Below are 26461 nucleotides of genomic sequence, written 5' to 3'. Positions count from 1 at the left end.
CCTACTTCTTGACGGCCTTCTTCAGGGCCTTCAAGGCGTCGCCGATCCCGTCCTCGGCCTGCAGCGCCACCTCGGCCTCCTTCTCGTACAGCACACCGTAGGTGAAGGTGTCCTCGCCGGCGGCGTGCGCGGCGTCGGCCTCCTCCAGCAGATGCGTGCGGCTGACCACGCTGTCCTGGTGATCGCCGAGCAGGCTCTGGATGGTCTTGGCCTTGGCTTCCACCGCCGAATCCCCGGTCGCCGACGCCGTGTAGCGAAGCCGCTTGGCGCGCTTGCGAATCCGGTGCAGCGACTCGTCGGTGCCGTCATCTTCGGCCTTCTTCGCGGCCTTGTGGACCTTCTTGTACGCGGCCGCCACACTGGCCGCCGCGGATTCGTCGCCGGACTTGTCCCCGGTCGCCGACGGCGCGGCCACCAGCTCATCCAGCGCATCGAGTAGCCGGAAGTAGCGCTCGGAGCGCATCGCGAGCAGCGACCGCCGCCACCCGTTGGTGTAGCGCTGCTTGTTGCCCTCCACCAGCCGCTCGCGCACCCTGCCGCGCACCAACTCCGGCGCCAACCCGTCGAGCGCTTCCTCGTACTTCTCGGCCAGCACCTCGGCATCGCGCGCGACCCCGAGAATGCCGGCCAGCACCTTCAACTCGTCCAGCACCCAGGCGTCATCGGCAAGGCCGAACGACTCGTCGGCGAGCAGGCTGCGGATCTTGCGGGTGGCGACCCGCATCTGGTGCACCGAATCCCAGACATCGGCGCGCACCGCCCGATCCCACGAGATCAGTTCCTCGACGTTCTCGGCGACGGCCCGGCGCACCGGGTCGGAGGCCTCCACCGACGCTGCCTCCGGTTCGGCGGTGGCCAGCACCCTGGCCAGCTTGGAGCCGTGCCCGGCCGGTACCGCGCCCGCGTCGAACAACCGGTTCGACAACCGGTCCAGGACGTCGGTGGAGCCGACGCCCTCGGCCAGTTCCAGCTCCCATTCCCGCCAGGTCTGCGGTTCGCTGTCCGGGCGCAGCGCGGCGGCGGTCACCTGGTCATCGCAGAACTCGGCGATCGGGGAGTCGTCGGCGCCGAACAGCAACGACACGGTGCGCTGCGTGGTGATGCGCGCGACCGCGCCCAGCGGACGGTCCCGGACGATCGCGGCGACCACATCGCGGATGTCCTCGGGTACGGAGTCGGCCAGCGGCGCGCGCACCTCGGTGCGGGCATCCGGGCCGGCCGGCAGCTTCACGTGCCAGCCGGCGTCGCCCCCGCCGGTGCGCCGGCGCAGCGTGATGCGCTTTGCGGCCAGGTCGTAGTTGGGAGTGTCGTAGTACACCGCTTCCAGCGTCAGGGTGGGCGCGTGTTGCACCCTCGACACCGCGGCGAGGCCTTCGAAGGACGGTGAGACGGTGGTCTCGACCACGTCGAATTTCCGTTCAACCTCGGTGTGGCGCGACGCTTTTGGCTTATCAGCAGGCATGTTCACCCTTGTTCGGTACCGCGTGTGTCAGGAGTTGTGAACAGCGTGCCACATCGAGGTGAACAACCCCGGGGCGTGCGACGCCCTCGATTCTGGGGGCGCGTGTTACACATCACCACCCCGCCGTAATACGGTGAGCGCCATGACCGCTTTCGAGACGCTGAAGTTCACCCGGGCCGGATCCGTCGTCAACATCGTCCTGGACCGGCCCGATGCCGCCAACGGGATGAACGCGGCGATGACGCGCGACCTCGCCGATGCGGCGTCGCTGTGCGACACCGCAGAGACGAAGGTGGTCACCCTGACCGGCGCGGGCCGGTTCTTCTGCGCCGGCGGTGACCTCAAGGCGATGGCCGCGGCCGACGACCCGGGCGTCTTCGTCAAGGGCATCGCCAACGATCTGCACCGCGCCATGTCGACCTTCGCCCGGATGGACGCCGTGCTGATCACCGCGGTCAACGGGGTGGCCGCCGGCGCGGGATTCTCCCTGGGCGTCTCCGGTGACCTGGTGCTGGCCGCGGAGTCGGCGTCGTTCACGATGGCCTACACGAAGGCGGGCCTGAGCCCAGACGGCGGCGCTTCCTACGTGCTGCCGCGACTAGTGGGCCTGCGGCGCACCCAGGAACTGATGATCACCAACCGGGTGCTCAAGGCCCCGCAGGCGCTGGAATGGGGCCTGGTGACCACCGTCGTTCCCGACGCCGACCTGCGCGCGAAGTTGGCGGAACTGGCGACCGAGGTCGCTTCTGGTGCAAAGGGTTCCAACTCGGCGGTCAAGCAGCTGCTGTTGACCAGTTACTCCGCGGGCTACGAGGCCCAGTTGGAGCATGAGGGACGCCATATTGCAGGCAATGCCTCCTCTCCCGACGGGAAAGAAGGCATCGCTGCGTTCCTGGGCAAACGCGCCCCGGAATTCGGCTGACTAGTAGGAGTGCTCCTCGGCGGGGAACACCCCGCTGGCGACCTCATCGGCGTACTGCGTTGCGGCACGGCGCAACTCGTTGCCGACCTCGGCAAACCGCTTGACGAACTTGGCGGTCTTTCCTGAGGTCAGTCCGGCCATGTCCTGCCACACCAGCACCTGGGCGTCGCAGTTCGGGCCCGCACCGATACCGACGGTCGGGATGGTCAGCTTGCCGGTGATCTGGGTGGCCAGCTCGGCGGGCACCATCTCCAGCACGACGGCGACGGCACCGGCCTCGGCCACCGCGATCGCGTCGTGGATGGTCTGATCGCCGGAGTCTCCGCGACCCTGCACCCGGAATCCGCCGAGGCCGTTCACGCTCTGCGGGGTGAAGCCGATGTGCGCGATCACCGGGATGCCGGCCTGGGTGAGTGCGGCGATCTGGGCGGCCACCCGCTCGCCGCCCTCCAGCTTGACCGCGTGCGCGCCGGTCTCCTTCATGAATCGCGTGGCGGTCTCCAGCGCCTGATCGGCACTGCGCTCGTAGCTGCCGAACGGCAGATCGGCCACCACCAGGGCGTGCTCGGCGCCGCGGACGACGGCCCGGACCAGCGGGATGAGTTCGTCGACGGTGACCTGCACGGTGGTGTCATAGCCGTACACGACGTTGGCGGCGGAATCGCCGACCAACAGCACCGGGATACCGGCGTCATCGAAGATGCGGGCGGTGGAGAAGTCGTATGCGGTGAGCATCGACCACTTGTGGCCTTCGGACTTCCACTTCTGCAGGTGGTGGGTGCGTACCTTCACGGGCGCTTTGGTGGCACCATAAACGGACTGCTCAGACATCATTGTCCCTCGATGTGTGGTTGTCGGGTTGATCCTCGTGGCCCATCCGGGTCCCCGGGTCATCTGACGGTTACAAGTGTGCCACCCGGGCACGTGAAGGTGAACGCCGGAGTTGAGTGGATTTCCTCACATCGGCACCTCACGGTCCTAGCATCGGCAGCATGCAACGGCTCAGTGGTCTCGACGCCAGCTTCCTCTACCTCGAAACCGCAGCCCAGCCCCTGCATGTCTGCTCGATCCTGGAATTGGACACCTCCACGATGCCCGGCGGCTACACCTTCGACCGGTTCCGCGACGAACTGACCTTGCGGATCAAGGCGATGCCCGAATTCCGGGAGAAGCTCGCCGACAGCCGGCTGAACCTGGACCACCCGGTCTGGGTGGATGACACCGACTTCGACGTGCAGCGCCATCTGCACCGCATCGGGCTGCCGTCGCCCGGCGGGCGCGCCGAACTGTCCGAGATCTGCGGACACATCGCGTCGCTGCCGCTGGACCGCAGCCGCCCGCTGTGGGAGATGTGGGTCATCGAGAACGTCGCGGGCACCGACGCGCACTCCGGTGGACGACTGGCATTGCTGACGAAGGTGCACCACGCCGCCGTCGACGGTGTCACCGGTGCCAATCTGATGTCCACGCTGTGCACCACCGAACCCGACGCGCCGCCACCGGACGCCGTCGAGGGCGTCGGGGGAGCCTCCGAACTGGAGATCGCGATCAACGGTGCGGTCAAGTTCGTCACCCGGCCGCTGAAGCTCGTCAACATGCTGCCCGCGACGGTGTCCACGGTCGTCGACACCGCACGCCGGGCCACCAAGGGCCTGACGATGGCGGCGCCGTTCGCCGCGCCCAAGACCGCCTTCAATGCCAATGTGACCGGGCACCGCAACATCTCGTTCGCCGAACTCGACCTGGCCGATATCAAGACGGTGAAGGACCATTTCGGGGTCAAGGTCAACGATGTCGTCCTGGCCCTGGTGTCCGGGGTGCTGCGGCGCTTCCTGCTCGACCGCGACGAGCTGCCGGAATCGTCTCTGGTGGCGATGATCCCGGTCTCGGTGCACGACAAGTCCGATCGGCCCGGACGCAACCAGGTGTCGGGCATGTTCTCCTCGCTGCACACCAACATCGGAGATCCCGCCGAACGGCTGATGGCCATCGCGTCGGCCAATTCGGTGGCAAAACAACACAGTTCGGCGATCGGCGCGACCCTGCTGCAGGACTGGACCCAGTTCGCCGCGCCGGCGGTGTTCGGGGTCGCGATGCGGGTCTATGCCCGCAGCAAGCTCTCGGCGGCCGCGCCGGTGCACAACCTGGTGGTCTCCAATGTGCCGGGCCCGCAGGTGCCGCTGTACCTGCTCGGGTGTGAGGTCAAGGCGATGTACCCGCTGGGCCCGATCTTCCACGGCTCCGGGCTCAACATCACCGTCATGTCGCTGACGGGCAAGCTCGACATCGGCCTCATCTCCTGCCCCRAACTGCTGCCTGACCTGTGGGAGATGGCCGATGACTTCGCCGTCGAACTGGCCGAGCTGGTGGCCATCAGCGGATAGCCTCACCTGCTCCGATGTCGGCGCATGGCAGCATGGTCAGCCATGAACCTCACGCGCGGGGTCCCCGCGGCCGCCATGGTGCTGCTTCTGGTCGCCGGCTGTAGCAACGCGGTCGACGGCCGGGCCGTGATTTCTGCGCCCCGCCCCGGCACCCCGGTGCAGTGGGCGCCGTGCGAGGCCGCGTCGGGGGAGTCGCGAATCCCCTCGGGCGCGGAATGCGGGCTGCTCTCGGTGCCGGTCAATTACGACAACCCCGACGGCGACGTCGCGCAGATCGCGATGATCCGGATCAAGGCCACCGGCGAGAAGATCGGCTCGCTGTTCGTCAACCCCGGCGGCCCCGGCGAATCCGGTGTAGAGGCCGCGGTCAACCTCGTGGGCACCATGCCGCAGTCGGTGCGTGCGCGGTTCGACCTGGTCGGCTTCGACCCGCGCGGAGTGGGCCTGTCCAAGCCCGCGCTGTGGTGCAACTCCGATGAGGACAACGACAAGCTGCGTGCCGACCCGACGGTGGAATACACCGACGAGGGCGTGAAGCACATCGAGGCCCAGACCAAGGAGTTCATCGACCGCTGCGTGGACAAGATGGGCGAGGAATTCCTGGCCAATGTCGGAACCCAAAGCGTGGCAAAGGATCTCGATGCCATGCGGGAGGCCGTCGGCGATGAGAAGCTGACCTACCTCGGCTACTCCTACGGCACCCGCATCGGGGCGACCTACGCCGAACTGTTCGGTGACAAGGTGCGCGCGATGATCCTCGACGGTGCGGTCGATCCCAATGCCGACCCGGTCGAGGCCGATCTCCGGCAGGCCGCCGCCTTCCAGACCGCATTCAACGACTACGCCGCGGACTGTGCGCAGGACCCGAACTGCCCGCTGGGCACCGACCCGGCGAAGGCCACCGAGGTGTATCAGGACCTGGTCTTCCCGCTGGTCGACAACCCGGCTCCGACGAATGATCCGCGTGGCCTCGGCTACAGCGACGCGATCGTGGGCACCATCCTGCCGCTGTACTCGCCCAACCTGTGGCGCCACCTCACCGACGGCCTGAGCGAATTGCGCGACGGCCGGGGCGACACGATGCTGGCCCTGGCCGACCTGTACATGGGCCGGGATGCCAACGGCCACTACAACAATTCGACCGATGTGCGGGTCGCCGTGAACTGCGTCGACGAACCGCCCATCACCGACCGAGAGACCGTCATCGAACAGGACCGGCGCTCCCGCGAGGTCGCCCCGTTCCTGAGCTACGGCGAGTTCACCGGGAATGCTCCGATGGGCACCTGCTCGTTCTGGCCGGTACCGCCGACGTCCACACCGCACGAACTGAACGTGCCCGGCCTGCCGCCGACCCTGGTGGTGTCCACCACCAACGACCCGGCCACGCCGTATCAAGCGGGCGTCGACCTGGCCAAGCAACTCGGTGGCACGCTGCTCACCTTCGAGGGCACCCAGCACACCGTGGTGTTCCAGGGCAACGCCTGCGTGGATGACATCTCGGCCAAGTACGTGATCGACGGTGTCGTCCCGCCCGAGGGCACCCGCTGCAGATAACGGCGCCGTCACCGTCTGGTTCCCGGGTGGTCTCCTCCCCGATCCGCCGGTGAACCCGGCACGGTACCCGTGCGACCATGTTCGCCATGTGGCTGGCGGGCAGGATTTTCGCAGTGCTGCTGGCCCTGCTCACCACGGCCGGCATGCTGTGCGCACCGGTGCATGCGGCGCCGCCGTCCTGGGGTGGCTGCGCGCAGTTCCTCGGTGACGCCCCGGTGATCACCACGGCGCAGTGCACCACCATCGAGGTTCCGATCGACCGTGCCAATCCTGAAGGCGCACAAGCGCAACTGGCCGTCATCCGGATCCCCGCCGCGGGCGACCGGATCGGGACGCTGATGGTCAATCCCGGCGGTCCCGGCGCCTCCGCGGTCGACACCGTCGCGCAGATGGGCACCGCGCTCGCCGCATCCCCGATCGGGCAACAGTTCGATCTGGTGGGCTTCGACCCGCGCGGCGTCGGCTACTCGACCCCGCAGCTGCGGTGCCGCACCGACGCCGGGTTCGACGCCTACCGCAGCGAACCGATGGCCGACTACAGCCCGGCCGGTGTCGCCCACATCGAAGAGGTCTACCGGTCGTTCGCACAGTCCTGCCTGGACAACATGGGCCCGGAATTCTTGGCCAACATCGGCACCGCCTCGGCCGCGCAGGACATGGACGCGGTACGTGCCGCTCTCGGTGAGGAACAACTGAGCTATCTCGGCTTCTCCTACGGCACCGAACTCGGCACGGCCTACGCGCAGCGCTACCCGGAGCGGGTCCGGGCGATGGTGCTCGACGKTGCCCTGGACCCCGGTTCGGATCCGATCAGCGAAAGCGTGTGGCAGCTGACCGGATTCCAGCGGGCGTTCGACGACTACGCGGCCGACTGTGCGCAGTCGGCGGACTGCCCGCTGGGTACCGACCCTGCCCAGTCCGTCGCGCGCTACCACCAACTCATCGACCCGCTGGTGCAGCAGCCCGCGGCCACCCCGGATCCGCGCGGACTCGGATACGCCGACGCCATCACCGGAACCGCTAATGCCCTCTACAGCAAGCGCTATTGGCCGTACCTGACCAGCGGGCTGCTCGGCCTGCAGCGCGGTACCGATCCCAGTGACCTGCTGCAGCTGGCCGACGACTACTGGCGTCGCGATGCCACCGGTCACTACCGCACGCAGCAGGACGCGTTCACCGCGATCCGCTGCGTCGACGCGCCGTTCCCGACGGACCCGGCGGCCTGGGTGGACGCCGACCAACGCACCCGGGCGGCCGCGCCGTTCATGGAGTACGGCGCCTTCACCGGCTATGCGCCGCGCGATACCTGCGCGATGTGGCCGGTGCCGTCGACGTCGTCCCCGGCGGCCGCGACCTCGCCCGGCCCGGGGAAGGTGATCGTGGTGTCGACCACCCGCGATCCCGCCACCCCGTACGAGGCCGGGGTCGAACTGGCCCGTCAGCTCGACGCGCCGCTGGTGACCTTCGAGGGCACCCAGCACACCGTGGTGTTCAACGGTGACGAATGCGTGGACACCACCGTGCTGGCGTTCCTGCAGGACCTGGTTCAGCCGCCGCCCGGTTTGCGCTGCTAGTCATCCCTTGCGAAAAGGGATCATCTCGCGGGACAACAACGCCCGCACCCGGGGATCACGGCTGCACGCCACCGCGAAGACCGTCAGCAACACCCAGCTGCTCAGCGCGCTGGCCAGTACTAGCCCGAACGCGGCCCAATCCCCGCCGGCCAGTTCGCGGGCCGCGTACTGCCGTGACCAGAGCCGCCAGTAGATCATCAGGTTGACGGTCAGCCCGACACCGTAGGACAGCGCGAACGAGAACAGGAACGGTTTCCAGGTGCCGTCGTGCAGCCGGGCCGAAACCGGTTCGTGCCGAAGCGGGTACAGCACCGAGAGCACGTTCGCCACGCCCAGCCAGATGAACACCATCGTCACGAGCTGGTCGATCATGGCGATCGGATTGCCGTCCCCGATGGCGGTGAGGGCGCCGATCACCGGCAGGCCCGCGCCGATCACCAGCACCGCGATGGTGATGTTCTTGACGACCAGGATGCGCCAGATGCGCTCACCGGCCGCCAGCGCGTGACGCACCCGCTCGGCCTCGAAGCACAGCGCGTTGGTGCAGACCACGCTGCCGACGATGGCCGCGAACAKGTAGAGCGTCAGCCGGCCGGCGTCATAGCGGACCAGGCCGGAGAAGTGATAGAAGCCGACCAGGGACAGCGCGATACCCAGGGTGATGGCGGTGCGGACCAGGATCGCGCGCGGCTTGTCGAGCACGACGTGACGCAGTTCGGCAACGACTCGGCGGCCCAGATCGGGCAGCAGCGGCCGGACACCGCGCACCACCGCGGTCCGGGTCGGCTCGGGTGCCACCTGGCGGGCCAGGGCCACCTGTGTCACCGCCTCGGCGACCGCCGCCCGCGCCAGCCCCACCGCCACCACGACGTTCGCCGCGGCCTGCTGCGGGGTCTGCGGCAGACCCCAGGTCGTCGCCACGGCGCTGGTGTGGCTTGCGGCGCGGGCCAGCCACTGTTCGGAGGCACCGGCCGCGCCGACATCCCGGCCGACGACACGCCCGAGTTCGATCCGGGCCCGCCGGGCCTCCTCGGCGAGGGCCGCGTCATCACCCCATTCGGCGGCCGCGGCCGCCGCCTCGGCGGCCCGCAACGCCCCGGTCAGGGCACGTAGTTCCTGGATCGCCGCGAGTGACGGGGACTCGCGGCCGGGGTCTGCGGTCACCGCATCACTGAATCACGTCCTGGTCGGCGGAACCGCGACGCGTGTGTAACACAGATTTAACAGCCGGTACCTAGGCTTCCAGCATGGACCGCCAGAAGGAATTTGTGCTGCGCACGCTGGAGGAACGCGATATCCGCTTCGTCCGGTTGTGGTTCACCGACGTACTCGGATACCTGAAGTCGGTGGCTATCGCGCCCGCAGAACTCGAAGGCGCCTTCGAGGAGGGCATCGGCTTCGATGGTTCCTCCATCGAGGGCTTCGCCCGGGTCTCCGAGGCAGACATGGTCGCCCGGCCCGATCCGTCCACCTTCCAGGTACTGCCGTGGTCGGACAGCGCAGGCAGGCATCATTCGGCGCGGATGTTCTGCGACATCACCATGCCTGATGGCTCCCCGTCCTGGGCGGACTCCCGGCATGTGTTGCGCCGCCAGCTCGCCAAGGCCAGCGACCTCGGCTTCTCCTGCTACGTGCACCCGGAGATCGAGTTCTTCCTGCTCAAGCCAGGCGACGACGACTCGCTGCCCGTGCCCGCGGACAACGGCGGTTACTTCGACCAGGCCGTCCACGATTCGGCGCCCAACTTCCGCCGCCACGCCATCGACGCGCTGGAGCAGATGGGCATCTCGGTCGAGTTCAGCCACCACGAGGGCGCGCCCGGCCAGCAGGAGATCGACCTGCGCTACGCCGATGCGCTGTCCATGGCCGACAACGTGATGACCTTCCGCTACCTCGTCAAGGAGGTCGCGCTGGCCGACGGCGTGCGGGCATCGTTCATGCCCAAGCCCTTCGGCGAATACCCGGGTTCGGCCATGCACACCCACATGAGCCTGTTCGAGGGTGACACCAATGCCTTCCACAGCCCCGACGATCCGCTGCAGCTCTCCGATGTCGCCAAGTCGTTCATCGCGGGCATCCTCGAGCACGCCAGCGAGATCAGCGCCGTCACCAACCAGTGGGTCAACTCCTACAAACGTCTGGTGCACGGCGGCGAAGCGCCGACCGCGGCCTCCTGGGGTGCGGCCAACCGCTCCGCCCTGGTCCGGGTGCCGATGTACACCCCGCGCAAGGCCTCGTCGCGCCGTATCGAGGTGCGCAGCCCCGACTCGGCCTGCAACCCGTACCTGACCTACGCGGTGCTGCTCGCCGCCGGTCTGCGCGGTGTCGAGAAGAACTACGTGCTGGGCCCGCAGGCCGAGGACAACGTGTGGAGCCTGACGCCCGAAGAGCGTCGCGCGATGGGCTACAAGGAGCTGCCGGGCAGCCTCGGGGTGGCGCTGACCGAGATGGAGACCTCCGAACTGGTCGCGGAAGCGTTGGGGGAGCACGTCTTCGACTACTTCCTGCGCAACAAGCGTTCGGAGTGGGAGAGCTACCGCAGCACGGTCACCCCGTTCGAATTGAAGAACTACCTGTCGCTGTAGTTTGGGTGGGTGGCCAAACCCGCGACGCAGCGACCCAAACTGCCCGGCGTGGGCAGGCTCGGACTTGTTGAGCTCACCGCGCGGGAGGACCTGAACCGGCTCGGCTGGACCACCGACGACCACGTGGAACTGCTGTGGTCACTGTCGCGGGCCCCCGACGCCGACGTGGCGTTGCGCGCCATGGTGCGCCTCGCCGATGCGCTGGACTCCGACTGGGCCGAACTCAACCGGGCGCTGCTGAAGGACAAGGCGCTGCGCGGACGGCTGTTCTCGGTGCTGGGCGGATCACTGGCCCTCGGTGATCACCTGATAGCGCGGCCGCAGTCCTGGCACCTGCTGGCGGGTGCGGTCACGCTGCCACCCGTCGAGGAACTGCGCCGGACCTTCATCGCCGAGGCCGACAGCATCGCCGATCCGCGCACCGCGAGCCTGCCGCTGCAGACCCTCTACCGGGACCGGCTGCTGGTGCTCGCCGCGCTCGATATGGCGCCGACCGTCGAGAACGAACCGGTGCTGCAGTTCAGCACCGTCGGCGAACACCTCTCGGACCTGGCCGACGCCGCACTGGCCGCGGCGCTGACCATCGCCGTCAAGACCGTGTGCGGGGACGACACCCCCGCACCGGTGATCTCGGTGATCGCGATGGGCAAATGCGGTGCCCGCGAACTGAACTACGTCAGCGACGTCGACATCATCTTCGTGGTGGAGAAGGCGGATGCGATCACCACCCGCGTCGCGGGCGAGATGATGCGCTTCGCCGGCGACACCTTCTTCGAGGTGGACGCCGCTCTGCGGCCCGAGGGCAAGCAGGGCCAGTTGGTGCGCACCCTGGAATCGCATGTCGCCTACTACGAGCGGTGGGCCAAGACCTGGGAGTTCCAGGCGCTGTTGAAGGCGCGGCCGGCTGCCGGCGATCCCGAGCTCGGTGCCCGCTATATCGAGGCGCTGATGCCGATGGTGTGGACCGCCTGCGAGCGTGAGGATTTCGTCGTCGAGGTGCAGGCGATGCGCCGGCGCGTCGAGCAACTGGTACCGGCCGGGGTGCGGGCCCGCGAACTGAAGCTGGGCACCGGTGGCCTGCGCGATGTCGAATTCGCGGTCCAGCTCCTGCAATTGGTGCACGGCCGCAACGACGACTCGCTGCACGTGGCCTCCACGGTCGACGCGCTGGCCGCGCTGAGCGCCGGCGGGTACGTCGGCCGTGACGATGCCGCCAACCTCACCGCTTCCTATGAGTTCCTGCGTCTGCTCGAACACCGGCTGCAGCTGCAGCGCCTCAAGCGGACCCACATGCTGCCCGAGGCCGATGACGAAGAGGCGATGCGCTGGCTGGCACGCGCCGCGCACATGCGCCCCGACGGTCAGCATGACGCCCTCGGGGTGCTGCGCCAGGAACTCAAACGGCAGAGCATGCGGGTATCGCGCCTGCACGCCAAGCTCTTCTACCAACCACTGCTGGAATCGGTTGGCAAACAAGGTTTCTCGGGTGGACTGTCGACCGAGGCCGCCGAACGCCAGCTCGCCGCACTCGGTTACGAAGGTCCGCAGAGCGCGCTGACCCACCTCGCGGCGCTGGCCAGCGAGGGCGGCAGGCGTGGCCGGGTGCAGCAGGTGCTGCTGCCCACGCTGCTGGACTGGCTCTCCGACACCCCCGATCCCGATGCCGGGCTGCTGTCCTACCGGCGGATCAGCGAGGAACTGGGCGACCTGCGCTGGTACCTGGCCACGCTGCGCGACGAGGGCGCGGTGGCCAAACGACTGATGCGGGTGCTCGGCATCTCGGCCTATGTGCCCGATCTGCTGATGAAGGCCCCCGAGGTCATCCAGCTCTACGCCGACGGCCCGCAGGGACCGAAACTTCTCGACGTCGACCCCGACACGGTCGGCCGCGCACTCGTGGCATCGGCGGGGCGGCACGAGAATCCGGCGCGGGCGATCGCGGCGGCACGCACCCTGCGCCGCCAGGAACTGGCCCGTGTCGCCTCGGCGGATCTGCTCGGCATGCTCGAGGTGGCCGATGTGTGCCGCGCCCTGACGTCGATCTGGGTGGCGGTGCTGCAGGCAGCGCTGGAGGTGGTGATCCGGGACCGCTCACCGCAGGGCGGAGCGCCGGCCCGCATCGCGGTGATCGGGATGGGCAGGCTCGGCGGTCGCGAACTGGGATACGGGTCCGACGCTGATGTGATGTTCGTCTGCGAACCGGCCGACGGCGTCGAGGAATCCGTCGCGGTGAAATGGTCGGTGACCGTCGCCGAACAGGTGCGGGCACTGCTCGGAACCCCCAGCGCCGACCCGCCTTTGGAGGTCGACATCGGCCTGCGCCCGGAGGGACGCAACGGGCCGCTGGTGCGGACCCTGTCCTCCTATGAGGCCTACTACGCCCAGTGGGCGCAACCCTGGGAGATCCAGGCCCTGCTGCGGGCGCACCGGGTGGCCGGCGATGTCGAACTGGGGGAGCGGTTCCTGCTGATGATCGACAAGACCCGCTATCCCGAGGGTGGGGTGTCGGCCGAAACCGTGCAGGAGATCCGGCGCGTCAAGGCCCGGGTGGACGCCGAACGGCTGCCCCGCGGTGCGGATCCGAACACCCACACCAAGCTGGGTCGCGGCGGCCTCGCCGATATCGAGTGGACGGTGCAGCTGCTGCAGCTGCGCTACGGGCACAAGATTCCGTCGCTGCACAACACCTCGACCCTGGAGACGCTGGACGCCATCGGCGCCGCCGAACTGGTCGCCGAGGGCGATGTCGCGTTGCTGCGCGAGGCCTGGCTCACCGCGACCAGGGCCCGTAACGCGCTGGTGCTGGTGCGCGGTAAGCCCACCGACCAGCTGCCGGGCCCGGGACGGCAGCTCAATGCCGTTGCCGCAGCTGCCGGCTGGCCCGACGGCGACGGCGGAGAGTTCCTGGACAACTACCTGCGGGTGACCCGACGGGCGAAGGCCGTGGTGCTCAACGTCTTCGGGGGCTGACCCTCAGCTCAGCTCGTCGGCCACGATCCCGACGGAGTCGAAAGCCGTCTTGATCACCTCGATCTGGGCGGCGCTGAACCCTTCGGCCCGCGCCGAGGCGATGATCGCGTACCGGGCGTCGACGAACTTCGCCGTCGAGGGCAGCCGGTACAGCGAGTCGTAGAACACCCGCGCCCACTGCTCGCCGGACACCTGATTCTTGGTGGCGTCCATCATCTTGTAGGCGGCGAAGTTCATGACGCCGCTGTTGCTGTGCACATAGTCGAAGTCGTCATCGGCATTGCAGCCGCACGGGTCGACGTAGCGGCCGCCGTAGTGCTCGGGCTGCCGGTAATCCGACGGGTCCTCCATGTTGCGGTACGGGTTGCCCGCGGCGTCCTCGGCGAAAAGCCAGCGGGCGGCCCCGGTCTTGTTTTCGATGATGGCGCCCATGATGTCGGCGTAGGACTCGTTCATGGCGCCGGATTCGCCGAGATAGGCCAGGCCGTTGATGTACTGGATGACGGCGTGGGTGTATTCGTGGGCGACCAGGTCCAGGGCGGCCTGGGTGTTGCCGGCGTCCCCGAACACCATCACCGAACCGGTCCAGGCGGCGTTGCGCCAGCCGCTCGCCGACGCCCCGCTGGGGTTGTAGTTGATGCTCATCACGAGCGCGGCGCCGTTGTCGTCGAACGAGTTCCGGCCCAGCACAGTTGTGTAGTAGTCGAAGACCCGGGCCATGTTGGACTGCGCCGACACCGCCGACCGCAGCCAACTCGTGGTGTAGCCCACCACGTCACCGGGGATGCTGGGCAGCCCGGACCACGTGCTCTGATACCTGGTCGCGTAGGTGGTGATGTTGCGTCCGACGTCGGTCAGCACGATCGCCGATCCGGTGTTGGCGGCGGTCACGGTGCGCACCTTGCCCAGCTGGTCTGTGCCAGAGGACCGTATCGGGGCCAAAGCATGCTGGGCGGTGGAGAATTCGTTGATGATGGTGCCGGGCTTGGCGCCGTTCGCGGCGATGATGTACCGGGTGCCGATCGACGGGTAGCGGCTGTCGGCCGCCGAGGTGACGTTCACCCGCCAGGCCAGCTGGGGCGCGTTGTTCAGATCCTCGTGGTAGATCACCAATTCGGTGTCGAAGTGCAGTGTCGCGAAGAAGGCGTCCTTGGTCGCCTGGCTGGGGTTGCCGCCGAGGTCGGACACGAGGTCGGCCTTGATCAGGTCGATGACCTTGGAAGCCCGGTCCACCGATCCGATCGGGACGGTGTTGACGGTCGTGATGGCCGGATCGTAGTTGCTGATCAGGCTGGTGACCGTGCCGGTGCTGTCGGTGGTGAGCACCAGCTCGCTGCCCAGCACCCGTAGCCCGTTCACCGTCGGGTTCAGCCGGTAGGACACCGTACCGAAGTCATTGGTGGACACCGTGATCTCGCCGGCCTTGGCGAATCCGGTGGGCACGCCGAGCAGCGTGGAGATCCGGTTCAGCAGGGCGGCCGCCGATGCCGCATCGGTCACGGTGTCGACGGTGAAGGTGCCGTCGATGTTGCGAACCTTGCCCGCCGCGTTCCTGCCGACATCGACATAACCCGTCGACGCCAGGTTCCTCAGCTCGACGAGGGTCAGGGTGCCGTCGACGTCCGGGTGCACCGCCGAAATCGGGATGCTGACGTCCACCGGGATTCCCTGCGCACCCTCGAGCGCCGACACGGTGAAGTTCAGCGAATCGGGGCCCGGGGTGAACCAGGCGCGGTAACGCGCAACGGTGTTCGGCGTGAAGGTGAAGGCGCCGGTGCTCGGGTTGATGGTCAGTGTGCCGCTGGTGGGCGTGGCCGAGGCCAGCAGATAGCTCAGCGGGGACGAGTCGGTCACCTGGATCTGACCGCTGACCGCACCGGTGACCGCGTTCACGGTGTACGCGATGGTGCCCGCCTGGGGTAGGTCGTTGCCCGGTGTCGAGGCCGCGACGGTCACCGACACCGTGAGTGTCTGTGTCGCACCGTGCCCGTCGTCGATCCGCACGGTGAACGAGTCGGTGCTGTTGCCTGCGGCACGCGCACCGGCGGTGGGGGTGTAGCCGAAGGTGCCGTCGGCGTTGAGGACGACGGTGCCGCGCGCCGGGCCGGTGGGCACGGAGAAGTTCAGCGGATCCTGGTCGGCGTCGGTGACGCTCAGCAGTCCGGTGACGCGTCCGGTGGCGACGTCGGTGGCCAGACCGGTAATAGAGGCGGCGGTCGGTGCGGTGTTGCGGGGACTGATGTTCACCGTCACCGGCACGGCCAGGACACCGCCGTGCCCGTCGTCGACGGTGATGGTGAACGTCTCGGTCTTCGCCGTCGGGTCCGCGGTGGCCGCGGCATGGCGGGCGGTGACGGTCGGGGTGTAGCTGAACTTGCCGTCGGCGCCGACGACCAGTGTGCCCTTCAGGGTGGCGGTGGTGCCGTCGAAGTAGATGCGGTCGCGATTGGCGTCGGTGGCCTGCACCGTGCCGGTGATCACGCCGGTCGTCGAATTGGGCTTGCCCACCGTCACTTTCACCGTGGGTGCGACGTTCGCCGGCACGACCGCGATGGTGATGGTCTGCTGGACCACACCGCGCCGTCCGTCGTCGACGGTGATGGTGACCGTGTCGGTGAGCGCGGACAGCGGTGCGGTGTCGGCGGCCGCGGTGTGACGGGCGGCCGCGGTGGGGGTGTAGGTGAAGGTGCCGTCGGGCCGGAAAGTGATGGTGCCCTTGGTGGGTTTGGTGAGGACGGTGATCGTCAGGGGATCGTCGTCACCGTCGGTGACACCGGTCGACCCGATGACCTGACCGGTGACGGCGTTGCCGGTGCCGGTCGGCGCCGTCACCTCGGGCCGCAGGTTGGCGGGCACCAGCGATATCACCCGCAGTACGCCTGCGGCGGTATCGGTCACGTACAGCTGCATCCCGTCGGGGCTGGCGGCGAGCCCACCGACGCCGTTGCCGGTGTCCAGCGTGGTCTGCAGGGTGCGGGTCGTGGTGTCGTACACCGCGAGATCACCGTCCGCGGCGGTCAGGAACAGCAGTGATCCGTCCTTGCTGACCGCGGCGCCGGTGGTGGGCTCGGCGACGTCGAACTCGGTGAGGACGGTGAAGTTGGCGGTGCTGAGCACCTTGATGTGGGTTCCGCCGGTGACCGTGTAAACGGATGCGGAGTCTCGGCTGACCGCGAGCACCGTCGAATCAACGGTGCCGGCAAGCAGTTTCGCCGAGTTGGTCCACGACGAGGTGCTGTATGCGGCGATGCCCGCGGGTGTGGTCGCGTACACCCGCCTGCCGTCGGGGCTGACCACCAGGGCTGTCGCGCCGGTGGTGTTGCCGATCCAGGCGGAGATCCGGTTGGTCGAGGTGCTCAGTTTGGCCATCTTGCCGGTGGCGTTGCCGATGTACACGGCGCCGCCCGAGGGGCTGATTGCCAGCGTGGTGGGGGTGAAGCTGAGCGCGATCTGGCGCTTCACGGTGTTGGTGGCGGTGTCGATGACCGCGACGGAGCGGCCGGCGGCGTCGGCCACATAGGCCGCCTTGCCGTCGGCCTTGACCACGACCGACACGGGGTTGGTGCCGACCGGGATCATCGAGACCACGGTGCCGTCCAGGGTGTTGATCACCGTCACCGTGCCGGTGGCCGAATTCAGCAGGTACGCACGGTTGTTGGTCGCGGCCACCGCGCCCGGTCGGCCGCCGGTGGACACCGGGGCGAGCAGGTGGACCGGTGTCGGATCGATCGGGACCGCCACCGACGCCGTCACCTTGGGTGTCTTGCCGTCGGTCACCGTCACCGTGAACACGGCGTCGGGAACGGCGCCCAGCCCGGCCCGGACACGCTGGGCCGCGGTGGGGGTGTAGACGAACGCGCCGGTGGAGCTGAGTGTCAGGGTGCCCTCGACGGGCCGGGTGAGTACCGCGTAGGTGAGCCGGGCGCCCTCGGGATCGGTGGCCACGACCTGCCCGCTGACCGCACCGGTGGTCGGGTCGGGATCTCCGAGCACCGGTGCGCCGATGACCGGCGCGATGTTGGTGGTGGCCGCCGCGACGGACAGCGCCATCGGGGCGGAGGCCGCCGTGGTTGTGGCGGTGAGACCGAGCTGGCGGCGAGCCGCGGCCAGCAGCACCCAGAGGCCGGGGAACTCGACCGTCGTGCCGGGCCGGGCGCCCTGGAACGGCGCGGCCAGCGCGGACAGCACGGTGTCGATCACCTTCGCCGGCGTCGGCAACGTGGGCTTCGGAACAGTTTGGGGGACAGTGCTACTCGCGGTGGCCGCGGCGATGACCGGCGCCGGGGCGGCGTCCGGTTCGGGGGTGGCGGCGCGCAGCATGGCCGGCGCCGCAGGCTCGTCGGCCTGCTGCGGCGCGGGTGCGGCCACGGTCTTCGCGGTGCGCCGTGGCGTGATGGCGGTGCGGGGCTTCTTCTTCGGCGACGCGGTCCGCAACGAGGGACGCTCGGGTGCGGTGGAGGCCGGTGGTCCGGGTTCGGTGCTGGGCGCCGCGGTGTCGGTCTCCGGTGTCGTCGGGTCAGTGGCCGTCGGGTCGGATGTCGTCGCATCGGATGCCGTCGTGTCCGGCGAAGATGCGGTGCCGTCAGCCTGGCTGGTCTCGGAACCGCCGGTGCCGGGTTCGGCCCAGGCCGGTGCCGGCACCGCAATGGCCGTACCGATTCCCAGGGCCACCGCGAGGGCGCCGACGCGGCCCACATGACGGGCACAACCCGCTGCCATCGAGTCCCTCACGCCCAACGCCCCCGTCTCGACGCCGGCCAATTGACGGCAACGACAACACTGCCTGGAAGTAGACCACAAAAACGTCCCGACCGGAGACGATGGCGCGTTTGGGTGGGGGACCGGCTACTGATAGAACCATCTGATGAGCCAGCAGTTCTCCGAGATCAGCGCCGACGAGCACGAACGGCAGCAGGCGGTGCACGGACCGCTGACGGCCGCGGTGCGACGACTGGTGGAAGCCAGCATCAGCACCGGTGCCGACAGCGAGACGATTCGCCGGGCGCAGGTGGCGCTGGAGGCGATCGCGGACACCCTCGAGGAGCAGCGGCACGACGGCCCCCGCACCATGCGGCACGCCGAGACCGGCCGGCCCATCACCTGGGCCGACCCGGTGATCGGGCTGCGCAATGCGATCGCGCCGCCGCTGGCGATCGAGCACACCGAATCCGGGCGCTGCTGGACCGAATTCCACCTCGGTGCGCCCTACGAGGGGCCGCCCGGGCGCGTGCACGGCGGCATCTGCGCGCTGGTGCTCGACCACATTCTCGGTGAGGTGGCCAGTGAAGGTCTGCGCAAGCCGCGTTTCACCGGCACGCTGACACTGAAGTACCTGCGCGGCACGCCGCTCGGCCCGCTGCGCGCCGAGGCCTGGGTGGAGCGCACCGAGGGCATCAAAGCCTTTGCGCGCGGCCAGATCCTGGATGCCGAGGGCGTGACGGTCGAGGCCGAAGGCATCTTCATCATGCCCGCGTGGGCGCGGGAAGCGGTCTAGCTCCGCCGCCGAAGGACACTGTCGAGCGCGATCGAACCGCCGCCGACGAACACCAGCAGCAGGAACCCGAAGCAGAACAGCACTGCGGGTTCGCCGCCATTGTCGATCGGCCAGAACGCCTTGGGCAGATGCGCGCTGAAGTACGCGTAGGCCATCTCACCGGAGGCGATGAAAGCGGCGATGCGGGTGAACAGTCCGGTCAGGATCAGCAGACCGAGCACCAGTTCGATGACCCCGGCGTACCAGTACGGCCAGGTGCCCATCGGCACCGTGCCGCTTTCCATCGCGGTCGGGAAGCCGAGCAGCTTCTGGGTGCCGTGCAGCGTGAAGAGCAGTCCGAACACGATCCGGAAGATCGAGAGGACGACGGGCGCGAACTGCGTCAGCTTGGTGTCGATATTGGGCGAGGCCATCCGGCAATAATAGGACTACGGTCCGTTTTTGGTCTAGCTGGTGGCGGTACGGGTCCGCAATCGGTCCACGGAATAGGGGCCCGGCCCGGTAAAGACCAGCAGGAAGAAGACGAAACAGAACGCGATGGCGTCCAGTCCGCCGTTGCCGCCGTACTCCGGCGGGGCGATCGGCCACAAGGCCAGCGGTTGGTGCTGCCAGAAATAAGCGACGGCCATCGCGCCGGAGGCGATGAACGCCGCTGCGCGCGTGAACAACCCGACCATGATCAGCACGCCGGCGATCAACTCGATCAGGCCTGCGTAGAAGGCCGGCCACGACCCGGCAGGGATGGACATGGTGAGCGGCCAGTCGAAGATCTTCGAGGTGCCGAACACGGTGAACAGGAACCCGAACACGATCCGGACGAGGCTCAGAATCGATGGCGCCAGCGCGTCCAGCCGAGCGGACAGATTGATCATGGGTGCCAACCTACCGAGTTCACAGGAACGGCTCGCGTTGTTGGCGCTCCTGAGTCTCCTCGCGCTTGCGTTGTTTGTCTCGTTCCCGCTGCTCGCGCTCCCGGGCCTTGAAGCGGGCCTTGATCTCTTTCCGCTGCTTACGTGTTTCGTGATGGCGCAGAAATTGTTCTTCCTCACGGCTGTTCATGCCGCCGAATCCGCCCCCGCAATATCCATCGGTCATCGGGCCCCCTCCCAACCGTAGGGCGAAAGTCTAAGTCCGATGTGCTCACGGGGCGCGTCAACGACAAAGCCACCCGACCGCAGTGCGGCCGGGTGGCGTCGTTTCGTGCAGACCTACGACTTACACGTCGTAGTACAGGCTGAACTCGTACGGGTGAGGACGGATCTGGATCGGCAGGATCTCGTTCTCACGCTTGTAGGAGATCCAGGTCTCGATCAGGTCCTCGGTGAACACGCCACCCTCGGTGAGGTATTCGTGATCCTCTTCGAGCTTGTCGATCACCGCGGCCAGCGAGGTCGGGGCCTGCGGGATGTTGGCGGCCTCGTCCGGCGGCAGCTCGTAGAGGTCCTTGTCGACCGGTGCGAGCGGCTCGATCTTCTTCTTGATGCCGTCGATGCCGGCCATCAGCATGGCCGCGAACGCCAGGTACGGGTTGCCCGAGCTGTCCGGGCAACGGAACTCGAGGCGCTTGGCCTTCGGGTTGTTGCCGGTGATCGGGATACGCACGCAGGCCGAGCGGTTGCGCTGGCTGTACACCAGGTTGATCGGGGCCTCGTAGCCCGGCACCAGGCGCTTGTAGGAGTTCACCGTGGGGTTGGTGAACGCCAGCAGCGACGGCGCGTGGTGCAGGATGCCGCCGATGTAGTGGCGCGCCATGTCCGACAGACCCGCGTAACCCGACTCGTCGTGGAACAGCGGCTTGCCGTCCTTCCACAGCGACTGATGGGCGTGCATACCCGAACCGTTGTCACCGAACAGCGGCTTGGGCATGAAGGTGACGGTCTTGCCGTTCTGCCACGCGGTGTTCTTGATGATGTACTTGAACAAATTCACATCGTCGGCTGCGGCCAGCAGCGTGTCGAATTTGTAGTTGATCTCGGCCTGGCCGGCGGTGCCGACCTCGTGGTGGCCGCGCTCCAGGATGAAGCCCGCGTTCTGCAGGTTGGTGGCCATCTCGTCACGCAGATCCACATAGTGGTCGTACGGCGCGACGGGGAAGTAGCCGCCCTTGGGGCGCACCTTGTAACCGCGGTTGGGGGAGCCGTCGGCCTCGTAGGGCTCGCCGCTGTTCCACCAGCCCGACTCGGAGTCGACCTCGTAGAAGGTGCCGTTGATCTTCGAGTCGAAGCTCACCGAGTCGAAGATGTAGAACTCGGCCTCGGCGCCGAAGTAACAGGTGTCGGCGATGCCGGTGCTGGTCAGGTAGTTCTCCGCCTTGCGGGCGACGTTGCGCGGGTCGCGCGAATACGCCTCCCGGGTGAACGGATCGTGCACGAAGAAGCTGAGGTTCAGCGTCTTGGCCGCCCGGAACGGGTCGATGCGTGCCGTGTTGGGATCGGGCAGCAACATCATGTCCGACTCGTGGATCGACTGGAAGCCGCGCACCGAGGAGCCGTCGAAGGCCAGCCCATCCTCGAACACGCTCTCGTCGAATGCCGCTGCCGGGATCGAGAAGTGCTGGACGACACCGGGCAGATCGCAGAACCGAATGTCGACGTACTCGACGTTCTCGTCCTTGATCAGCTTGAAGATGTCATCGGAGGTCTTTTCCGCCACTACAAGTTCTCCTTTTCTGGTGACCCGCGCGTTGACGCTATGGACACGATGTTGCACGGTCATCAACCATATGTTGCGTCGAAGTTACGCAATGCCCTGCGTTCTATGCTTGGTCGTATGGCCCGTGAGCTCTCATCCTGGTTGTCCGGACCGGAACCTTCAAGGTCGGGCAACCCCGCCGACGGGCCCGACGAGTACCCCGGACACCGGCTGGGGCTACCCCGGCACGGGTCGGGGTCGATCGCCGGATTCGGGCGACGGACCGCTGCGCTGCTGGTCGACTGGTTGATCGCGTACGGTCTGGCCGCGCTCGCGATGAGCCTGGGGCTGCTGTCGCTGCAGACGCTGTCCACCGCTGTCCTGGTCATCTGGCTGATCCTGGGCGCGGCATCGGTGCGGTTGTTCGGGTTCACACCCGGCCAGATGGCCCTCGGGTTGATGGTGGTGTCTGCAGACAACCGCCAACATGTCGGGATCGGTCGTGCGCTGGCCCGCGGTGTGCTGGTGGCGCTGGTGATCCCGCCGCTGTTCACCGACAGTGATCAGCGCAGCCTGTCCGATCTGGCCACCAAGACCGCCGTGGTGCGGCGATGAGCGGAAAGCACCCTTAGCGTTCCTGGCGGATCTTGCCGTCCATCATCGTCATCGTGACGTTTGTGCGATGAATATCGTGCGGGTCGATCTCCAGGATGTTGCGGTCCAGCACGATCAGGTCGGCGCGCTTACCGGCTTCCAGTGAGCCCGCCAGGGCGTCCAGCCGGATCTGATACGCCGCGCCCAGGGTGTTGGCGTGCACCGCCTGCTGCACGGTCATCCGCTGATCGGCCGGCGAGAGCACCTCGGCGTCCGGATCGCCGATCAGCCGGCGGGTCACCCCGATCTGGATCGAGTCGAGCGGCTTGTAGGTGGAGAAGTATCCGGCGGCCGGCCAGTCGGTGCCCAGCGACACCCGCCCACCGGAGCGCAGCACGTCCTGGATCCGGTAGAAGTTGTCCTGGCGTGGCACGCCGTAGCGGGCGGCCATGTTGGTGACGGTGTCGGGATCGGCCGACATCCAGTTCGCGGAGAACTGCGCGATGACACCGAGCTCACCGAAGCGCGCGCTGTCGGGATCCTCGACGTAGACCAGGTGGGCGATGGTGTGCCTGCGCTCGCGCGGTGGATTCGCTGCGACGGCCGCCTCGATCGCGTCCAACGCGGTGCGCGCGGTGCGCTCGCCGCAGGCATGGACGTGCACGTCGAAGCCGGCGGCGTCGACTGACCCGATCAGTTGCTGCCACTGGTCGACGGTGAAGGGTGACGCGCCGATCGAATCCGGCTTGTCCGCATAGGGTTCCAGCAGCCAGGCGGTGTACCCGCCCTGCGTGCCGTCGCCGATGATCTTCACCGCGCCGACCTGCACCAGGTCGGTCGAGATCCGGTCGCGGATGCCGGTGAGATCGGCCACGGCGGTGTCGACCGGCGGGGACTTCACGCTGTAGGACGCGACGACGCGGAACGGCAACGTGCCGTCGGCCTCGCGGTCGGTGTAGAGCTGTATCAGCGCGCCGTGGTCGTCACCGATGGGTGGCACGCCGGCGTCGAACACCGACGTGATCCCGGCCTCGGACGCCTTGGGCAGCCAGCCCCGCAGCAGGGTGCCCATCGTCTCCGGCGAGATCGGCTCGATGGCGTTGACCAACCCGAGGACCGCATTGACCTCCAGTACGTAGCCGGTCGGTTCACCGTCCTGGTCGCGGGCGTAGTAGCTGAATCCGGGGATCGGATCCTGGGTGGTACGGCTGACGCCGGCGATCTCGAGGGCCTTGCTGTTCGCCCACAGGCTGTGACCGTCGATGGCGAAGAAGAACCCGGGCCGGTCCCGCAGGACGCGGTCCAGGTCGGTGCGGGTGGGTCCATCGGGCCCGAACATGTCCACCCGCCAACCGAATCCACGCACCGGACCGTCCGGGTTCTCGGCGGCATAGCGCTCGATCGCGGCCAGCGCGTCGGCGCCGGTGGGCACCTGCAGGTCGACGCCGGAGGTCAGGAACGCGCCGAGGAACGGGTGGATGTGGCCTTCGACAAAGCCGGGCATCAGCAGCTTGCCGTCGAGATCCACCACGCGGGTGTCCGGACCGGCCAGCGCCATGGCGCCGGCCTCGTCGCCGACATAGGAGATGGTGTTGCCGGTGACGGCCAGGCCCTGCGCCCAGGGATCGGTGCCGGCGACGGTATAGATCGGGCCGTTGTGGAACACGAAGTCCGCGAATGGCCCGTGCCCCGTAGCAGGCGCCGGCTCCTGATCAGCGGCACATGCCGCGAGCGTCCCGGCCGCCGTCGCCGCCAACACCACGGTGGCGGCGCGCAGCAACGTGCGGCGGTTCGAGGTCAGATTCAGTGCGGCGAAATGCGGTGCCCAGTCACATGCGGTGCACATGCACCCGCCCAGATGTCATGCGAGACATCTAAGCAATCCGGCACCGCCGATGACGGGCAGTCGCCGAATGTTTGCGTTTGCGACTATTTGCGACGCACGGTGCGCTGCACGCCGCGCATCTTGGCGTTGCCCGGCATCGGGCCCTTCGGCATGGCGGCCGGGCCGATCTTGGAGCCCAGCGCCACCAGACGGGACTCCAGGGAGTCGATCTGCTTGACGGTGATATTGGCCGGGAGCTTGTTGAGGTGACGCTCCAGCTTGGCCAGCGGGACCTCACCCTCGCCGTTGCCGACGACGATGTCGTAGATCGGGACATCGCCGACCAGGCGCGCGGTGCGCTTCTTCTCCTGGGCCAGCAGCGGTTTGACGCGGGACGCCGCGCCTTCACCGATGAGCAGCACCCCCGGTCGGCCGATCACCCGGTGTACCGCATCGAAGTGCCCGGTGGCCGCGACGCCCGGAGTGACCCGCCACTTGCCGCGCAGATTGTCCAGCGCCCACGCCGCCGCGCCGGTCTGGCCCTCGGCCTTCTTGTACACCGACTTCTGCGCGCGGCGGCCGAAGATGATGAACGCCACCAGGGCGCCCAGGATCACGCCGAGCGGGATCAGCAGATAGGTGGTGAAGCCACCGGCGACGATGCCCAGCGCCACCGACGCCGCGACGATGATGACGAAGGCGCCCACCATGTAGGGCAGCAGGCGCTTGTCCTCTTTGCGCTGGATCTGGAATGCCTGCCAGAGCTGACTGCGCCGCTGCTTGGAGGCCGCCTTGCGGGCGGCCTTCGCCTCGGCCTTGGCGGCCTTGGTCTGGGCGGGGTTACGCGATTTCGCCATTGGATCAGGATACGGGTGGGGTGGCGGTTGCCCGAACCCGTGCCGCCTGCTCGTAGAGCCGGCCCGCCCGGTAGGACGACCGGACCAGCGGACCGGCCAGCACCCCGGCGAATCCGACGTTCTCGGCGAACGTCGTGAACTCCACGAACTCGTCGGGATGCACCCACCGGTCCACCGGGTGATGCCGCGGTGACGGGCGCAGGTACTGGGTGATGGTGACGATGTCGCAGCCCGCGGAGTGCAGGTCGACCAGCGCGGTGCGCACCTCTTCGGGTGTCTCGCCCATGCCCAGGATGAGGTTGCTCTTGGTGACCAGACCGAAGTCGCGGGCGGCGGTGATGACATCGAGGCTGCGCTGGTAGCGGAAAGCAGGCCGGATCCGCTTGAAGATGCGCGGCACGGTCTCGACGTTGTGCGCGAACACCTCCGGGCGCGACTCGAAGACCTCTTCGAGCAGTGCAGGGACCCCGTTGAAGTCCGGGGCTAGCAGCTCCACGCCGGTGTTCGGGTTGAGCGCGTGGATCTGGCGGACCGTCTCGGCGTAGAGCCAGGCGCCGCCGTCGGGCAGGTCGTCGCGGGCCACACCGGTCACCGTCGAGTAGCGCAGCCCCATGGCCTGCACGCTCTCGGCGACCCGGCGCGGTTCGTCACGGTCGAGCTCGGCGGGCTTGCCGGTGTCGATCTGGCAGAAGTCGCAGCGCCGCGTGCACTGCTCGCCACCAATGAGGAAGGTGGCCTCGCGGTCCTCCCAGCATTCGTAGATGTTGGGGCAGCCGGCCTCTTCGCACACGGTGTGCAGACCCTCGCGCTTCACCAGCGACTTGAGTTCGGTGTACTCCGGTCCGGTGCGCAGCTTGGTCTTGATCCACGGCGGCTTGCGCTCGATCGGGGTCTCGGCGTTGCGCACCTCAAGGCGCAGTAACTTACGGCCTTCGGGGACGACACTCACCGGGTCAATGCTACGCGGATCTGTCCGTCCAGAGCACCGGAGACGGCGTCGGCGACCGCGGTCGTGACATCTTTCACTCCGACATCTCGGCCCAGTTCAGCAGTCAGCGAGGTCACCCCGGCATCGGAGATGCCGCACGGGATGATGCCGCCGAACGCGCCCAGGTCGCAGTCGCAGTTCAGGGCGAACCCGTGCTGGGTCACCCCGCGCGCCACCCGGATGCCGATCGCGCCGACCTTGCGCGGGGGTTGTCCCGGCACCCACACCCCCGAGCGTCCCTCGACCCGGCCGGCGTCCACCCCGAAGTCCGCGCACACCGTGAGGAGTGCTTCCTCAAGGCGCCGAACGAAATTCACCACATCGAGCGGCTCGGTCAGCCCGATGATGGGGTAGCCGACGAGCTGGCCGGGGCCGTGCCAGGTGATCTTGCCGCCGCGGTCGGTGTCGACCACCGGTACCCCGTCGACGGGACGTTCCTCGGGCAGGGTGCGCTTGCCCGCGGTGTAGACGGGCGGGTGCTCCAGCAGCAGCAGGGTGTCCGGACCACCGGCCACCCGCTCCTCGGCGATCTCGCGCTGCAGCTGCCAGGCCTCGCGGTAATCGACGGTGCCCAACAGCTTGACCTGCAACGGCGCCGGGGACGACCGGATGGAATCCATG

21 protein-coding genes are annotated in these 26461 nt (G+C 68.0%); 9 read left to right on the top strand and 12 right to left on the bottom strand.

From position 1 onward, the window contains the following. Position 1 precedes the first annotated feature (1 nt). Complete coding sequence (locus tag AC1DTF_RS04775) at positions 2-1462, bottom strand: CYTH and CHAD domain-containing protein (protein ID WP_477473236.1); 1461 nt, start codon at positions 1460-1462, stop codon at positions 2-4. Positions 1463-1604: 142 nt separating this feature from the next. Here AC1DTF_RS04775 and AC1DTF_RS04770 point away from each other — a divergent pair, with 142 nt between their 5' ends. Continuing rightward, positions 1605-2384, top strand: a complete 780-nt coding sequence (locus tag AC1DTF_RS04770; protein ID WP_477473235.1) for an enoyl-CoA hydratase/isomerase family protein — start codon at positions 1605-1607, stop codon at positions 2382-2384. On the opposite strand, the gene panB is transcribed toward AC1DTF_RS04770, so the two are convergent. Beyond that, entirely contained in the window at positions 2385-3215 is an 831-nt protein-coding gene (panB, locus tag AC1DTF_RS04765) for a 3-methyl-2-oxobutanoate hydroxymethyltransferase (protein WP_057170022.1), read from the bottom strand. A gap of 161 nt (positions 3216-3376) precedes the next feature. Between panB and AC1DTF_RS04760 the strand changes: the two genes are divergently transcribed. The 3 genes from AC1DTF_RS04760 to AC1DTF_RS04750 all read left to right on the top strand — a co-directional run bounded on the left by AC1DTF_RS04760 (position 3377) and on the right by AC1DTF_RS04750 (position 7896). After that, positions 3377-4768, top strand: a complete 1392-nt coding sequence (locus AC1DTF_RS04760) for a WS/DGAT/MGAT family O-acyltransferase (protein ID WP_477473234.1) — start codon at positions 3377-3379, stop codon at positions 4766-4768. Between the two features lie 42 nt (positions 4769-4810). Further along, positions 4811-6322 carry an alpha/beta hydrolase gene (locus AC1DTF_RS04755; protein WP_200962249.1) on the top strand — a complete coding sequence of 504 codons (1512 nt, stop codon included), beginning with the start codon at positions 4811-4813 and terminating at the stop codon, positions 6320-6322. A 77-nt stretch (positions 6323-6399) separates the two neighbouring features. Next, entirely contained in the window at positions 6400-7896 is a 1497-nt protein-coding gene (locus AC1DTF_RS04750) for an alpha/beta hydrolase (protein ID WP_477473233.1), read from the top strand. Here the strand turns inward: AC1DTF_RS04750 and AC1DTF_RS04745 are convergent, their stop codons facing one another. Next, positions 7897-9060 (bottom strand): ABC transporter permease, encoded by a 1164-nt coding sequence (locus tag AC1DTF_RS04745; RefSeq protein WP_477473232.1) that lies wholly within the window; start codon positions 9058-9060, stop codon positions 7897-7899. An 83-nt stretch (positions 9061-9143) separates the two neighbouring features. Here AC1DTF_RS04745 and glnA (AC1DTF_RS04740) point away from each other — a divergent pair, with 83 nt between their 5' ends. Together glnA (AC1DTF_RS04740) and AC1DTF_RS04735 are read left to right on the top strand one after the other, a co-directional pair. After that, on the top strand, positions 9144-10481 hold the full coding sequence (gene glnA / locus AC1DTF_RS04740) for a type I glutamate--ammonia ligase (RefSeq protein WP_057169821.1): 1338 nt from the start codon (positions 9144-9146) through the stop codon (positions 10479-10481). 9 nt (positions 10482-10490) lie between these two features. Further along, positions 10491-13451, top strand: a complete 2961-nt coding sequence (locus AC1DTF_RS04735) for a bifunctional [glutamine synthetase] adenylyltransferase/[glutamine synthetase]-adenylyl-L-tyrosine phosphorylase (RefSeq protein WP_057169822.1) — start codon at positions 10491-10493, stop codon at positions 13449-13451. 3 nt (positions 13452-13454) lie between these two features. Here AC1DTF_RS04735 and AC1DTF_RS04730 read toward each other — a convergent pair whose 3' ends face one another. Next, positions 13455-17651, bottom strand: coding sequence for an Ig-like domain-containing protein (locus tag AC1DTF_RS04730; RefSeq protein ID WP_477473231.1), 4197 nt, complete (start codon positions 17649-17651; stop codon positions 13455-13457). On the opposite strand from AC1DTF_RS04730, the gene AC1DTF_RS04725 reads away from it, so the two are divergent. After that, on the top strand, positions 17641-18150 hold the full coding sequence (locus tag AC1DTF_RS04725) for a hypothetical protein (protein WP_477473230.1): 510 nt from the start codon (positions 17641-17643) through the stop codon (positions 18148-18150). The genes AC1DTF_RS04730 and AC1DTF_RS04725 overlap by 11 nt on opposite strands. A 165-nt stretch (positions 18151-18315) precedes the next feature. Next, positions 18316-18945 carry a PaaI family thioesterase gene (locus tag AC1DTF_RS04720; RefSeq protein WP_057169823.1) on the top strand — a complete coding sequence of 210 codons (630 nt, stop codon included), beginning with the start codon at positions 18316-18318 and terminating at the stop codon, positions 18943-18945. On the opposite strand, the gene AC1DTF_RS04715 is transcribed toward AC1DTF_RS04720, so the two are convergent. From AC1DTF_RS04715 to glnA (AC1DTF_RS04700), 4 genes are all read right to left on the bottom strand, one after another. After that, a complete protein-coding gene (locus tag AC1DTF_RS04715) occupies positions 18942-19358 on the bottom strand; it encodes a DoxX family protein (protein ID WP_477473229.1) in 417 nt (138 codons plus the stop codon). The two genes, AC1DTF_RS04720 and AC1DTF_RS04715, sit on opposite strands and share 4 nt — an antisense overlap. A 33-nt stretch (positions 19359-19391) precedes the next feature. After that, entirely contained in the window at positions 19392-19817 is a 426-nt protein-coding gene (locus tag AC1DTF_RS04710; RefSeq protein WP_477473228.1) for a DoxX family protein, read from the bottom strand. A 19-nt stretch (positions 19818-19836) separates the two neighbouring features. Continuing rightward, positions 19837-20040, bottom strand: coding sequence for a hypothetical protein (locus tag AC1DTF_RS04705; protein WP_477473227.1), 204 nt, complete (start codon positions 20038-20040; stop codon positions 19837-19839). 120 nt (positions 20041-20160) lie between these two features. Further along, complete coding sequence (glnA, locus tag AC1DTF_RS04700) at positions 20161-21597, bottom strand: type I glutamate--ammonia ligase (RefSeq protein ID WP_477473226.1); 1437 nt, start codon at positions 21595-21597, stop codon at positions 20161-20163. A 117-nt stretch (positions 21598-21714) separates the two neighbouring features. On the opposite strand from glnA (AC1DTF_RS04700), the gene AC1DTF_RS04695 reads away from it, so the two are divergent. Further along, the gene (locus tag AC1DTF_RS04695) at positions 21715-22191 is read left to right on the top strand and encodes an RDD family protein (protein ID WP_477473225.1); all 477 of its coding nucleotides are present in this window, start codon (positions 21715-21717) and stop codon (positions 22189-22191) included. Between the two features lie 13 nt (positions 22192-22204). Here AC1DTF_RS04695 and AC1DTF_RS04690 read toward each other — a convergent pair whose 3' ends face one another. From AC1DTF_RS04690 to lipB, 4 genes are all read right to left on the bottom strand, one after another. After that, positions 22205-24016, bottom strand: coding sequence for an amidohydrolase (locus AC1DTF_RS04690; protein WP_477473224.1), 1812 nt, complete (start codon positions 24014-24016; stop codon positions 22205-22207). A gap of 83 nt (positions 24017-24099) precedes the next feature. Beyond that, positions 24100-24852 (bottom strand): DUF4191 domain-containing protein, encoded by a 753-nt coding sequence (locus AC1DTF_RS04685; protein ID WP_057169829.1) that lies wholly within the window; start codon positions 24850-24852, stop codon positions 24100-24102. A 4-nt stretch (positions 24853-24856) separates the two neighbouring features. Further along, positions 24857-25801: a lipoyl synthase gene (gene lipA / locus AC1DTF_RS04680; protein ID WP_477473223.1), complete on the bottom strand. Its 945-nt coding sequence runs from the start codon at positions 25799-25801 to the stop codon at positions 24857-24859. After that, a complete protein-coding gene (lipB, locus tag AC1DTF_RS04675) occupies positions 25798-26460 on the bottom strand; it encodes a lipoyl(octanoyl) transferase LipB (protein WP_477473222.1) in 663 nt (220 codons plus the stop codon). Before lipB ends, lipA begins: the two co-directional genes overlap by 4 nt. Position 26461: the final 1 nt, after the last annotated feature.

The sequence above is a fragment of the Mycobacterium sp. P4_H6 genome (assembly GCF_056400845.1).
This window is presented reverse-complemented; position numbering and strand designations above follow the sequence as displayed.

What these genes read in the sequence shown, in the direction of transcription:
- AC1DTF_RS04775 (WP_477473236.1), bottom strand. Translation starts at nt 1,462, where the DNA reads ATGCCTGCTGATAAGCCAAAAGCGTCGCGCCACACCGAGGTTGAACGG.
- AC1DTF_RS04770 (WP_477473235.1), top strand. Translation starts at nt 1,605, where the DNA reads ATGACCGCTTTCGAGACGCTGAAGTTCACCCGGGCCGGATCCGTCGTC.
- panB (WP_057170022.1), bottom strand. Translation starts at nt 3,215, where the DNA reads ATGTCTGAGCAGTCCGTTTATGGTGCCACCAAAGCGCCCGTGAAGGTA.
- AC1DTF_RS04755 (WP_200962249.1), top strand. Translation starts at nt 4,811, where the DNA reads ATGAACCTCACGCGCGGGGTCCCCGCGGCCGCCATGGTGCTGCTTCTG.
- glnA (WP_057169821.1), top strand. Translation starts at nt 9,144, where the DNA reads ATGGACCGCCAGAAGGAATTTGTGCTGCGCACGCTGGAGGAACGCGAT.
- AC1DTF_RS04720 (WP_057169823.1), top strand. Translation starts at nt 18,316, where the DNA reads ATGAGCCAGCAGTTCTCCGAGATCAGCGCCGACGAGCACGAACGGCAG.
- AC1DTF_RS04715 (WP_477473229.1), bottom strand. Translation starts at nt 19,358, where the DNA reads ATGGCCTCGCCCAATATCGACACCAAGCTGACGCAGTTCGCGCCCGTC.
- AC1DTF_RS04710 (WP_477473228.1), bottom strand. Translation starts at nt 19,817, where the DNA reads ATGATCAATCTGTCCGCTCGGCTGGACGCGCTGGCGCCATCGATTCTG.
- AC1DTF_RS04705 (WP_477473227.1), bottom strand. Translation starts at nt 20,040, where the DNA reads ATGACCGATGGATATTGCGGGGGCGGATTCGGCGGCATGAACAGCCGT.
- AC1DTF_RS04695 (WP_477473225.1), top strand. Translation starts at nt 21,715, where the DNA reads ATGGCCCGTGAGCTCTCATCCTGGTTGTCCGGACCGGAACCTTCAAGG.
- AC1DTF_RS04690 (WP_477473224.1), bottom strand. Translation starts at nt 24,016, where the DNA reads ATGTGCACCGCATGTGACTGGGCACCGCATTTCGCCGCACTGAATCTG.
- AC1DTF_RS04685 (WP_057169829.1), bottom strand. Translation starts at nt 24,852, where the DNA reads ATGGCGAAATCGCGTAACCCCGCCCAGACCAAGGCCGCCAAGGCCGAG.
- lipB (WP_477473222.1), bottom strand. Translation starts at nt 26,460, where the DNA reads ATGGATTCCATCCGGTCGTCCCCGGCGCCGTTGCAGGTCAAGCTGTTG.